Annotated in this window: 11 protein-coding genes; 5 read left to right on the forward strand and 6 right to left on the reverse strand. The window is 74.3% G+C overall.

The annotated features are described in order from the left end of the window. Positions 1-2,181: an APC family permease gene (locus FXF52_RS12970; RefSeq protein ID WP_255471878.1), complete on the reverse strand. Its 2,181-nt coding sequence runs from the start codon at positions 2,179-2,181 to the stop codon at positions 1-3. Between the two features lie 91 nt (positions 2,182-2,272). Then, complete coding sequence (locus FXF52_RS12975) at positions 2,273-3,238, reverse strand: DMT family transporter (protein ID WP_370517956.1); 966 nt, start codon at positions 3,236-3,238, stop codon at positions 2,273-2,275. A gap of 98 nt (positions 3,239-3,336) precedes the next feature. On the opposite strand from FXF52_RS12975, the gene FXF52_RS12980 reads away from it, so the two are divergent. Next, positions 3,337-4,041, forward strand: a complete 705-nt coding sequence (locus FXF52_RS12980) for an HAD family hydrolase (RefSeq protein WP_148796815.1) — start codon at positions 3,337-3,339, stop codon at positions 4,039-4,041. A gap of 3 nt (positions 4,042-4,044) precedes the next feature. On the opposite strand, the gene FXF52_RS12985 is transcribed toward FXF52_RS12980, so the two are convergent. After that, positions 4,045-4,584 (reverse strand): hypothetical protein, encoded by a 540-nt coding sequence (locus tag FXF52_RS12985; protein ID WP_187413483.1) that lies wholly within the window; start codon positions 4,582-4,584, stop codon positions 4,045-4,047. Between the two features lie 10 nt (positions 4,585-4,594). Further along, positions 4,595-5,464 carry a PhzF family phenazine biosynthesis protein gene (locus FXF52_RS12990; RefSeq protein ID WP_148796820.1) on the reverse strand — a complete coding sequence of 290 codons (870 nt, stop codon included), beginning with the start codon at positions 5,462-5,464 and terminating at the stop codon, positions 4,595-4,597. A gap of 33 nt (positions 5,465-5,497) precedes the next feature. Between FXF52_RS12990 and FXF52_RS12995 the strand changes: the two genes are divergently transcribed. From FXF52_RS12995 to FXF52_RS13005, 3 genes are all read left to right on the forward strand, one after another. After that, positions 5,498-6,781, forward strand: coding sequence for a magnesium transporter MgtE N-terminal domain-containing protein (locus tag FXF52_RS12995; RefSeq protein ID WP_148796822.1), 1,284 nt, complete (start codon positions 5,498-5,500; stop codon positions 6,779-6,781). Then, entirely contained in the window at positions 6,774-7,385 is a 612-nt protein-coding gene (locus FXF52_RS13000) for a DUF1003 domain-containing protein (protein WP_148796824.1), read from the forward strand. Before FXF52_RS12995 ends, FXF52_RS13000 begins: the two co-directional genes overlap by 8 nt. A 176-nt stretch (positions 7,386-7,561) precedes the next feature. Next, a complete protein-coding gene (locus FXF52_RS13005; protein ID WP_148796826.1) occupies positions 7,562-8,707 on the forward strand; it encodes an Mrp/NBP35 family ATP-binding protein in 1,146 nt (381 codons plus the stop codon). A 143-nt stretch (positions 8,708-8,850) separates the two neighbouring features. Here the strand turns inward: FXF52_RS13005 and FXF52_RS13010 are convergent, their stop codons facing one another. Both FXF52_RS13010 and FXF52_RS13015 read right to left on the reverse strand, forming a co-directional pair. After that, on the reverse strand, positions 8,851-9,276 hold the full coding sequence (locus FXF52_RS13010) for a preprotein translocase subunit TatB (protein WP_148796912.1): 426 nt from the start codon (positions 9,274-9,276) through the stop codon (positions 8,851-8,853). 81 nt (positions 9,277-9,357) lie between these two features. Continuing rightward, the gene (locus FXF52_RS13015) at positions 9,358-10,842 is read right to left on the reverse strand and encodes a S1C family serine protease (RefSeq protein ID WP_370517963.1); all 1,485 of its coding nucleotides are present in this window, start codon (positions 10,840-10,842) and stop codon (positions 9,358-9,360) included. 212 nt (positions 10,843-11,054) lie between these two features. Here FXF52_RS13015 and FXF52_RS13020 point away from each other — a divergent pair, with 212 nt between their 5' ends. After that, positions 11,055-11,705, forward strand: a complete 651-nt coding sequence (locus FXF52_RS13020) for an O-methyltransferase (protein WP_222870506.1) — start codon at positions 11,055-11,057, stop codon at positions 11,703-11,705. The last annotated feature ends 26 nt before the right edge of the window (positions 11,706-11,731 follow it).

The raw sequence follows: 11,731 nt of genomic DNA on the forward strand, positions 1-11,731 counted from the left end.
TCACTCGGCGACGTGGATCGGGACGCTGGTGACCACCACGCCGGGCAGGGCCCGCAGGGCGGCGCGCAGCCGCTGCTCGGCGCGGCTGTGCAGCAGCCGAGACCAGCGGTGGCGCAGCACCACCTCCGGCACGATCACGGTCAGCGTCAGCTCCGGCCGGCTGGCGTGCAGCGCCTCCAGGTAGTGCGCCAGCGGCCCGATCACCGCCCGGTACGGCGACACGATCGTCTCCAGCCGCAGGTGGTCACCCCAGGCCCGCCACTGGTCGCGGAACCGGTCCGCCTCGGCGTCCTCGGGGGCGATGTGCACGGCCAGCGTCGGCTGGCCCAGCGACGCCGCGTACGCTAGGGCGCGCAGCGACGCCCGGTTCAGCCGGGCCACCGGCACGACCACCAGGTGGCGTACCTCCTGGGGCAGTTCCTCGCCCTCGGTGGCGCCGCCGCGTCCTCCGGGCGCGACACCGGGCGCGGTCCCGGGGGGCGGCGGTGGATGCAGCGCCAGGGCGCTGTCCAGCCGGGCGTAGTGGCGGTGGGTCCCACGGGCGAGCAGCACCAACGTCGGCACCGCGATCACCACCAGCCAGGCGCCCTCTTTGAACTTGCCGATCGCGGCGATCACCAGCACCAGCCCGGAGAGGGTGGCACCAAGCGCGTTGAGCGCCAGCCGGCGCCGCCAGCCCCGGTCCCGGTGCCGGCGCCAGTGCACCACCATGCCGGCCTGCGACAGCGTGAAGGCGAGGAACACGCCGACGGCGTAGAGCGGGATCAGCGACTGGGTGTGCCCGCCGAACGCGACGAAGATGACCGCCGCGGCGACGGCGAGCGCGACCAGGCCGTTGTTGAACGACAGTCGGTCGCCCAGGTGCAGGAACCGGCGCGGCGCGTGGCCGTTGCGGGCCATGAAGAAGAGCAGCCGGGGAAAGTCGTTGAAGGCGGTGTTGGCGGCCAGCAGCAGGATCAGCGCGGTGGTGGCCTGGAGGAACGCGTACCAGGGCCCGGTGGGGAAGGTAAGCCGGCCAAGCTGGGACAGGATCGTCTGGTCCGGCCGGGGCACCAGGCCGTTCAGGTGGATCAGGCCGATCAGGCCGGCGAAGAGCACCACCAGCATGCCGACCATCCAGCCGAGCGTGGTGCGGGCGTTGCGCCACTCCCGGGGGCGGAACGCCGGAATCGCGTTCGACACCGCCTCGATGCCGGTCATCGACACCGCGCCGGAGGAGAACGCGCGCAGCACCAGCAGCAGGCCCAGCCCCTCGGTCGCCGGCACGGGCGGTGGCGGCGCCGGCGCGAAGCCCCGGCCCGCCGCCCGCGCGTAGCCGACCACCAGCACGAGCAGGACCGCGGCCACGAAGGCGTACGTGGGCAGCACGAAGATGTTGCCGGCGGTACGCACCCCGCGCAGGTTCCCGGCGAGCAGCACGGCGATCACCAGCACCCCGAGCGGCACGGTGACCGGCGTGAGCCCGGCCATTGCCGAGGTGATCGCGCTCACCCCCGCCGCGATCGACACCGACACGGTGAGCACGTAGTCGAGCATCAGCCCGGCCGCCGCGGCGAGTCCCGCCGTCGTGCCCAGGTTGTCACCGGCCACGATGTACGAGCCGGCACCGTGCGGGTACGCGGGGATGGTCTGCCGGTAGGACAGCCCCACCGCGATCATCAGCACCACCAGCACTGCGGCCAGCGGCAGGGAGAGCCCGAGCGCGCCGCTGCCGGCCAGCACCAGCACGGCGAGCAGCGCCTCCGGTCCGTACGCCACCGAACTGAGCAGGTCGGAGGAGAGGATCGGCAGGGCGACCAGCTTCCGCATCCGCTCGTAGAGCACGGCGGAGCTGGACAGCGGCGGGCCGAACAGCGTCCGGCGCAGCCGGCTGAGCGCCCGCCCGGTCCGGGAGCCGGGCTCGTGGGCCGGCCCGGTGGCGCACAGCTCGCCCGGCTCCTCGACGGTGAACATGTCGATCGGGGTCAGCCGCCCGAACCGGGTCGGTGTCGGGCCGGGGCGGTTGCGGCCCAGGGCCGGGTCGACGGGCAGTTCGTCGGCGTGCCGCGGGGTGTGCCAGCGCTCCCCGATCCGGCCCAGCGCCGCCCGCTCCTCGGGGCCCAGTGGCGGGAACTCAGCCGAGGGCGTGACGAGCGTGCCCCGATCGGGCTCGTCGCCCTGCCGCTCCGTCTGCGCCCCCACTCCCCGCACTTTCATCGAAAGCGGCGGCTCGGGAGGCGGAATGGCCACACTCCCCGGGAAAGTGTGGCCGCCACGCCACGGGCGGTCGGGGTCAGTCGGCGAGCGGGGCGGGGTCGGCGGGGACCGGGACCGGCTCGATGCGGCGGCCGGCGCGGGCGCCGCCGAGCACGACCACGGCCACGCCGGCCAGCAGCAGGGCGAGCCCCGGCAGGGCGAGCGGGCGGGGCAGTTGGCCGAGCCAGACCCAGGCGATCAGGGCCGCGCCGGGCGCCTCCAGCAGGATCAGCACGCTGACCGTGGTGGCGGAGACCCGGTGAAGGGCGTAGTTGAACATCGAGTGGCCGAGCAGTTGGGCGCCGGCCACCAGGCCGAGGATCGCCAGCCAGGTGCCCGGCGGGTAGCCGTGCAGCCGGATCCCGCCGAGCAGGCAGACGACCAGCAGGACGGCCGCACAGACCCCGTAGCAGATGGTGGTGTAGGTGGTGGTGCTGATGGTGGCCCGGGCACGCTCGCCGAAGGCGGTGTAGATCGCGACGAACAGGCCGCCCGCGACGGCGAGCAGGTCACCGGCGAAGGCCCGGCCGGAGACGGCGAAGTCGGCGCCGGTGGCCAGCACCGCGCCGAGCACCGCCACCGCGATCCCGGCCCAGACCGCCGGTGGGAGGCGGCGGCCCTGCCAGCGGGCGATCAGCCCCTGCCACACCGGCTGGGTGGCGACCAGCGCGGTGGCCGCGGCGACCGTGGTGAGCTGCACGCTCGGCATCCAGGTGGCGAAGTGGGCGGCCAGCGCCACCCCGGAGAGTACGCAGTACAGCCCCTCGCGCCGGCCGGCGCCCACGATCAGCGTGCGGAACTCGGCCCGCCGTCGTGCCAGCGAGAACGGGCCGAGCACGGCCACCGAGAGCAGGTTCCGCCACAACGCGACGGCGAGGGCCGGCGCGGCGGCGAACGCGACCAGCGGGGCCGACGACGAGACGGCGGTGACCGCCAGGACGAGCGCGCTGAGGGTCAGCGCGTCAACCGGGGGGCGGTACGGAGCAGGCGACACGGAGAGCAATCCTCACACGAACAGGGGACACCACGGACAGTCAACACTCCGTTACGATCATGGGCGTCCCGGCGACTCCCCCTCGACGTCCGGAGGCGCGCTCCCCCATGCCCAGCTATCAGGCGGTGCTGTTCGACTTCTTCGGCACCCTGACCCGCTGCGTCCAGCGTGGTTCCGCCCACCAGGCCACCGCCGAGCTGCTCGGCTGCCCGCCCGACACCCTGACCGAGGTGCTCGACCGCACCTACTACGAGCGCGCCAGCGGGCGGCTCGGCAACGCCGAGGCGACCCTGCGCTGGGTCTGCGACCAGGTCGGCGTCCACCCCTCCGACGGGGCGGTACGCTCCGCCGTCGCCTCCCGCCATCGGGCGGTCCGCGCCGACACCCGGCTGCGGGACGAGGCGGTCCCGGTGCTGGCCGCGCTGCGCCAGCGGGGCGTACGCACCGGGCTGATCAGCGACTGCACCCACGAGCTGCCCGCGTTCCTGCCCCAGCTCGCGGTCGCGCCGCTGCTCGACGTACGGGTCTTCTCGGTGCAGGTGGGGTGCTGCAAGCCGCACCCGGCGCTCTACCTGGCCGCGTGCCGCCGGCTCGACCTCGCCCCGGCCGACTGCCTCTACGTGGGCGACGGGGGCAGTCAGGAGCTCACCGGTGCGGAGCGGGCCGGCATGACGGCGGTCCGGCTGGCCGCCCCGGACCTGGCCGGGCATATGGTCTTCAACGCCGACCGGTGCTGGGACGGCCGGGTGCTGACCTCGCTGACCGAGGTGCTCGACCTGCTCGATCCGGTCCCCTGCGTCGTCCCGGTCTGAGGCTCAGCGGCGGCGCACCTTGTGCAGCCGGAACGGCTTACGGGTGGCCCGGACCACGGGGGTCTCCCGGGGCGGCTCGGCCAGCGAGTCGGCCGGCAGGTCGGCGCCGGCGACCGGGGTGCCCGCCGGGGCCAGCCGGTTCAGCGCGCAGCCCCCGGTGGCCCAGCGTCCCACCAGATCGGCGGTGGGCCCGGTGGCGTTGAGCCGCTTCGCCGCGACCAGCGGTGCGACGGCGTCCCACTCCTCGGTGCCCGGTTGCAGCCGGGTCACCCGGGCCGGCCAGGTGACGATCCGGCCACCGTGGTCGCCGCGCAGGGTCACCTGCGCCGCGTCGGCGTCGGCCAGGCCGGGGGCGGACTGCTCGCCGGGCCCGCTGACCACGACCAGCGTCCCCTCCACCGGCAGGCACCAGAGCGCCACCGCCGGCCCGTTCCCGACGCTCACCCAGCAGACGGCCGCCTTCTTCATCGCCTCGTCGACCAGCGCCGGCACCTCGCGGCTGTCCAACTCGTCCGTCACACCGGCATCCTCTCGTACGCGCATGCGTCTGGGGTCAGCCCACGAAGGGCGGGACGGCGATCTCGCCGCGGGCCACCGGCATCACCTGGCCGGAGACGGTCGCGCCCACGGCCACCCCGCCGGCCGCGGTCACCGTGCAGGCCAGCGAGGACGGCCGGTTGATCTCGATGCCCTGGCGGACCGCGTACGTCGAGCGCCCCTCCCCGGGCAGCAGCCCGCTGGCGACCAGCCAGACCCCCAGGCCCAGGGCGGCCGAGCCGGTCGCCGGGTCCTCCGGCACGCCGAGCCCGGGCACGAAGACCCGGGCGTGCGCGGTTTGCGTGGCCGGGTCCCAGGAGAAGACGCTCACGTGTTCCACGCCGTACCGTTCCGCCGCCGCCGGATTCACCTTGGCCCGGGCCACCGCGTCGGGGCGTACCGGAAGGTAGGGGAACTCCAGGCCGCAGCCGGCCACCCGCGGTGCCGGGCCGGCGTGGTCGGCGGCGGTGAGGCCGACCATCTCCAGCAGCGGCTCCGGGTCGAGCTCGGGGCTGAGGGTGGGCGTGCCGCCGGTGAGGGTCGCGCCCGTCCCGGTCACCTCGATCGGCAGCACCCCGGCGCCGCATTCCTGGCTGACCCGGCCCGCCTCGAACATGCCCCGTCGACTGGCGGTCACCGCCGCGCCCACGCTGGGATGGCCGGCGAACGGCAGCTCCGCGGCCGGGGTGAAGATCCGCGCCCGGTACGTCGCACCGACCTGGGTCGGCGGCAGCACGAACACCGTCTCCGACAGGTTGAACTCCAGCGCGAGCGCCTGCATCTGTTCGGTGGCGAGCCCTTCCGCGCCGAACACCACGGCCAGCGGATTGCCGGCGAACGGGCGGTCGGTGAAGACGTCCACGATCTCGTAGGCCAAGGTCGACATGCTGATAGACACTAGGCCCTTAGGCTGGTGCCTGTGAGCACGCCGAACCGGGTCTACCTCGCTCGACTCGCCGGAGTCGCCGTCTTCGACCCGAACGGCGACCAGGTGGGCCGGGTCCGCGACGCGGTCGCCCGGATGCGGCCGAGCCCGCAGTCGCCCGAGGTGGTGGGGCTGGTCGCCGAGATGCCGATGCGCCGGCGCATCTTCCTCTCCATCAACCGGATCACCTCCATCGACCCGGACGCCGTCGTCCTGGGCAGCGGCACCCTCAACCTGCGCCGCTTCGAGAAGCGCCCCAACGAGCTGCTGGTGCTCCAGGAGTTGCTGGACCGGCGGGTGCAGTTGGAGAACGGGCAGCCCGGCACGGTGGTCGACGTGGCGATGGAACGCAGCCGTGGCGGCGAGTGGTCGCTGAGCCGGGTGGCCGTCCGCGAGCAGACCGGCCGGCTCACCCGCCGCGGCCACCTCCAGCAGGTCGAGTGGGACCGGGTACGCGGCCTCGGCGGGGTCGGCGACACCCGGGGTACGGCCAACCTGCTCGCCGTCCTAGAGGACATGCGCCCGGCCGACCTGGCCAACGCGTTGCAGGACCTGCCCGACGCCCGGCGCAACGAGGTGGCGGCGGCGCTGGACGACGAGCGCCTCGCGGACGTGCTCAGCGAGCTGCCCGAGCGGGACCAGGTGGAGATCCTGGCCGCGCTGGACCGGGAACGCGCCGCCGACGTGCTGGAGGAGATGGATCCGGACGACGCCGCCGACCTGCTCAACGAGCTGCCGCCGCCGGAGCAGGACGTGCTGCTGGACCTGATGGAGCCGGACGAGGCCAATCCGGTACGCCAGCTGCTGCGCTACGCCTCCGGCACCGCGGGCAGCGTGATGACCTCCGAGCCGGTCATCCTGCCCCCGGACGCCACGGTGGCCGAGGCGCTCGCCCGGATTCGGGAGCCGCAGCTCTCCCCCGCCGTGGCCGCCCAGGTCTTCGTGACCCGCGCCCCGATGACCACCCCCACCGGCCGCTACCTGGGCATGGTCCACTTCCAGCGGCTGCTCCGGGAGCCCCCGGCCGACCTGCTCGGCGGGGTGGTGGTCAACGACATCGACCCGCTGCGGCCGACCACCCCGCTGCCCGAGATCACCCGCCGGATGGCCACCTACGACCTGGTCGCCATGCCGGTGGTGGACCGCAACAACCGCCTCGTCGGTGCGGTGACCGTGGACGACGTGCTGGACCACTCGCTGCCCCGGGACTGGCGGAACCGGGACGTGCCGGTCCCGGTCGCCGCCGAGGCGGAGACCCTGGACGGTGGCGATGGCTGACCAGCGACGGGCCGAGCGGCTGGACCAGCCGCGCGAGCCCCGCGGCGTCCGGCTGCCCCGGGTCGACCAGGAGACCTTCGGCCGGTGGTCCGAGGGGATCGCCCGCGGCATGGGCACGGCGAACTTCATCGTCTACATGACGCTGGTCATCGGGGCGTGGTTCGCCTGGAACACCCTCGCCCCGCCGAGTTGGCGCTTCGACCCGTACACCTTCACGTTCCTCACGCTGATCCTCTCCATCCAGGCCTCGTACGCGGCCCCGCTGATCCTGCTCGCGCAGAACCGGCAGTCGGACCGGGACCGGATCGCGCTGGAGGAGGACCGGCGGCGGGCCACCATGCAGAAGGCCGAGACGGAGTACCTGGCCCGGGAGATCGCCGCGCTGCGGATCGCCCTGGGCGAGGTGGCCACCCGGGACTTCGTCCGCTCGGAGCTGACCCGGCTGGCCGAGGAGCTGGACGAGGCGGCGCAGCGGCGGCTGCGGCTGGAGCGCCGGCAGCAGGAGGGGCGGGAGGTCCGGCGGCACGGCGGCGGCGAGCCGCTCGACGAACCGCACGACGACCTGGACGGCGACTACGCCCGGGACCGTCGCCCGGAGGGCTGAACCGGGCAGCGAAAGCTTTGAACGCCGCGCGCCTCAAGGGGCCAGGCGAGCGGCGTTCGTCTCGATCGTCCCACTTCGCGGCACGACCCGTCCACCCCTCGGTCGCGCCATCGATTCGCTCACACCGGCCCCCGCCAACGGCGGACGCCGATGACCAGCGACGTAGCATTGCGGGCATGTCAGCACCCGTCAGCACCGTCTCCGACGCGATCCAGGCCGCCCTGGCCACCGTCAACGACCCGGAGATCCGTCGGCCCATCACCGAGCTCGGCATGGTCCGCTCCGCCGAGGTCGGCGACGACGGCGTCGTCCGGGTCGAGCTGCTGCTCACCGTGGCCGGCTGCCCGCTGAAGGACAAGCTGCGTGCCGACATCACCGCCGCCGTCGGCGCGGTGCCCGGCGTGACCGGCGTCGAGATCGAGTTCGGCGTGATGAGCCCGGAGCAGCGCCAGGAGCTCCAGTCGAAGCTGCGCGGAGGCGGCGGCCAGGAGCCGGTGATCCCGTTCGCCCAGCCCGGCTCCCGCACCCGGGTCTACGCGGTCGCCAGCGGCAAGGGCGGCGTCGGCAAGTCCAGCGTCACGGTCAACCTGGCCGCCGCGCTGGCCGCCCGCGGCCTCTCGGTCGGCGTGGTGGACGCCGACATCTACGGCCACTCGGTGCCCCGGATGCTCGGCGCCGAGGGCGCCCCGACCCGGGTCGAGGACATGATCATGCCGCCGCAGGCGCACGGCGTGAAGGTCATCTCGATCGGCATGTTCACCCCGGGCAACGCGGCCGTCGTCTGGCGCGGTCCGATGCTGCACCGGGCGCTGCAGCAGTTCCTCGCCGACGTCTACTGGGGCGACCTAGACGTGCTCCTGCTGGACCTGCCCCCGGGCACCGGCGACATCGCCATCTCGGTGGCCCAGCTGCTGCCGAACGCGGAGATCCTGGTCGTCACCACCCCGCAGACCGCCGCCGCCGAGGTGGCCGAGCGGGCCGGCGCGATCGCGCTGCAGACCCACCAGCGGGTGGTCGGCGTCATCGAGAACATGTCCTGGCTGGAGCTGCCGGACGGCTCCCGGATGGAGCTCTTCGGGGCCGGCGGCGGCGAGGCGGTCGCCGAGTCGCTGACCCGGACCATCGGCGCGCAGGTGCCGGTGCTGGGGCAGATCCCGCTGGACACCCGGGTCCGCGAGGGCGGCGACGCCGGCACCCCGATCGTGCTGGCACAGCCGGACGCGCCGGCCGCCAGGGCGCTCATGCAGGTCGCCGACCGGCTGGCCGTCCGCCGCGAGTCCCTGCTCGGCAAGCCCCTTGGCCTCAAGCCCGCCGGCCGCTGACCCCTACCCCCTCACCGACCCTCCCGGCCCCGGCCGGGAGGGTCGTCCCGTCCCGGCCCCGCCTCGTCGACCATGAGGTTGGCGGTGCGACACGCCGGTCCGTGCGCCGCCAACCTCATGATCGACGGCGCCCTGGGGCGGGGTCAGGTGGCGTCGTCGTAGCTGCGGCGGGGGGCCGGGGCGGAGCTCGGGGTGCCGCCGGTGGCGGTGATCGGGCGGGCGGCGTCCCGCAGGTCGGCCGCCTTCGCGACGTCCTTCAGGTCGTCACGCACGCCGCTGACGTCGCTGCGGATGTTGTCGTACATGCTCTGCAGCGGCTTCCGGATGGCCTGCTCGTCCTCCTCGCTGAGCAGGTGCTTCCGGATGAACGCCTTCGGGTGCAGGTCCTCCAGCTGGATGTCGGTGCCCAGCTCACGGCTCAGGTCGCCGGTGGCGTTCCGGGCCATGTTGCGCAGGTTGCGGACCATCCGCAGCCCGTCGTTGATCACGGCGGGCAGCCGGTCGCCGAAGATCAGCAGCGCCAGGAGCAGCAGGGCGCCGATCTCCCACCAGTTCAGGTTCTCGAACACTCCGGCCTCCTCGTCCGTGTCCACGGCAAGACTACGCACGTCACCGGGCAGTCCGGGAGGGGGAGAGGGGGAGAGGGATGCTCACTTCGCGTCTGCGGCGAGCGTCACCGAGGCGTTCTGCCGGGTCGACCCCCGCCGGTACTCCACCGTCACCACCGAGCCGGGGGCGTACTTGCGGACCAGCGCCACCAGATCCGCCGGATCGGTCATCGGGTGCCCGTTGAGCCGGAGCACCACGTCCCCGGTGCGCAGCCCGGCGGCCGACGCCGGCCCGGACGGCTCGACGGCGTTGAGGCGTACGCCCCCGCCGGTCACGCCGGTGCCGCCCACCTGGGCGCCGATCACCGTACGCCGGGCCTTGCCGGTGCCGATGATGTCCTGGGTGATCCGCTTCGCCTGGTTCATCGGAATGGCGAAGGCGAGCCCGATGTTGCCGGCCTCCTGCCCGTCAGCCACCAGCGACTTGATCGTCGAGTTCACCCCGACCACCCGGCCGCCGGAGTCGACCAACGGGCCGCCGGAGTTGCCGTGGTTGACCGCCGCGTCGGTCTGGATCGCCGCGTAGTAGCGCGTCGGGCCGCCCGGCTCACCGGCCTGCATGGTCCGGTCCACCGCGCTGACGATGCCGGCGGTGACCGTGTTGGCCAGCGAGAGCGGCGAGCCGATGGCGAGCACCGGGTCCCCGACGGCGAGCGCGTCCGAGTCGCCGAACTCCACCGGCCGCAGCCCGGTACGCGTCACCTTGATCACCGCAAGGTCCGACTCCGGGTCCTGCCCGACGACCGTGGCCGGGGCCGAACTGCCATCGTTGAAGATCACCGTGGCCTTGCCGGGGCCGCCCGCGACCACGTGGTCGTTGGTGACGATGTGCCCCTCGGCGCTGACCACGAAGCCCGAACCCTCGCTGGTGCCGCCCAGGCTGGCCACCCGGATGGTCACCACGCTGGGCAGCACCTTCTCGGCGACGCCGGCCAGGGACTCGGGCTTGCGCTGGGCGAGCGCCGGGGCCGACGGGGACGGCGCGCCCAAGGTGGTCACGGCGTGGCCACGCAGGAAGGCGTACGTCAGGGCGCTGCCGAGCGAGCCGGCCAGCAGGGCCGTGATGAGCGAGATCAGCACCACCTGCCGCAGCTTCGGCCGGTCGGGCGCGTCCGGGTCGGTCACCGGCTCCGGTTCGCCGGCGCCGACCAGAGGCGCGGGGACCACCACCGCGGCGGGCGCGTAGGGGTCGCGCCACGGGTCGGCGAGCGCGTCGGACCACCAGGGCGACGTCGCGCCGCCCCCAGCGCCCTGGCTGCCCTGAGCGCCCTGGGTCGGGCTCCCGAAGGTCATGCCGCCTCCGGCGCCCGGTGCGCCCGGGTGGCCCAGCGGCGGGCTCCCGGGGAACGCGCCGCCTCCGGCGCCCGGTGTGCTCTGGGGGCCCAGCGGCGGGCTCCCGGGGATCGTGCCGCCCCCGCCGCCCGGTCCGCCCTGGGGCGGGCTCCCGGGCACCGGCCCTCCCGCCGGTGTCGGGGTCCCGCCGGGCTGGCGCCAGTCCCAGCCGTCGGTCACGTCGGTGCCTCCCAGTCCGTCCCGCACGTCCCGCGCCTGGGGCCGACGGAGCCGGCCGTGCCGCACGGGGACACCGTCCAGGATTACACGAATGCCCCGAACGGAGTCAGGGGTTGCCCGGCCGTGATCGTTGCGGAGCACACTCGCGGCTGCGCGCGTCGGATCTCGCCTCTAGGCTCGTACCGCCAACGACCCCTCGCACCACTCCCACCGCCCGGAGGTGTCCCATCGCCACGGTCGCCGGTTCCGGCAACTCGACGGCCCAGGCGCTCCAGTTCGCCGAGTCGTACGTCACCGAGGACCTCGTGCTGCGGACCGCCCGCAGCCTCGCCCAGGAGGTGGGCGTGGAGGCGGTGACGCCGGGAGCCGGGGCCGCGCTGCGCCTGCTCGCCGCCGCCGGCAACGCCCGGGCGGTGGTCGAGATCGGCACCGGCACCGGGGTCAGCGGCGTCTGGCTGCTGCGCGGCATGCGGCCCGACGGCGTGCTCACCACCATCGACGTGGAAGTGGAGCACCAGCGGATCGCCCGGCGGCTCTTCGTGGAGGCGGGCTTTCCGTCGGGGCGTACCCGGATCATCACCGGCCGGGCCCTCGACGTGCTGCCGCGGCTCGCGGACGGCGCCTACGACCTGATCTTCGTCGACGCCGAGGCGGCCGGCTTCACCGCCTGCGTGGACGCCGCGCTGCGGCTGCTGCGGCCCGGCGGGGTGCTGGCGCTCAACGGCACCCTGGCGGGCGGCCGGATCGGCGACCCCGCCGCCCGGGACGTGGAGACGGTCACCGTCCGGGAGACCATCAAGGCGATCCGGGAGTCGGAGCATTGGATCCCCGCGCTGCTGCCGGTCGGGCACGGCCTGCTCGTCGCCGTGAAGGCCTGACCGCCGCAGCGGCGCCGCCGCGGCTG

Origin of the sequence: Micromonospora sp. MP36 (assembly GCF_008119785.1) — a bacterium.
GTDB lineage: Bacteria > Actinomycetota > Actinomycetes > Mycobacteriales > Micromonosporaceae > Micromonospora.

Bases quoted from the DNA above. Each gene is read 5' to 3' on its own strand.
- FXF52_RS12980 (WP_148796815.1), top strand. From the start codon at position 3,337: ATGCCCAGCTATCAGGCGGTGCTGTTCGACTTCTTCGGCACCCTGACC.
- FXF52_RS12985 (WP_187413483.1), bottom strand. From the start codon at position 4,584: ATGCGCGTACGAGAGGATGCCGGTGTGACGGACGAGTTGGACAGCCGC.
- FXF52_RS12990 (WP_148796820.1), bottom strand. From the start codon at position 5,464: ATGTCGACCTTGGCCTACGAGATCGTGGACGTCTTCACCGACCGCCCG.
- FXF52_RS13000 (WP_148796824.1), top strand. From the start codon at position 6,774: ATGGCTGACCAGCGACGGGCCGAGCGGCTGGACCAGCCGCGCGAGCCC.
- FXF52_RS13005 (WP_148796826.1), top strand. From the start codon at position 7,562: ATGTCAGCACCCGTCAGCACCGTCTCCGACGCGATCCAGGCCGCCCTG.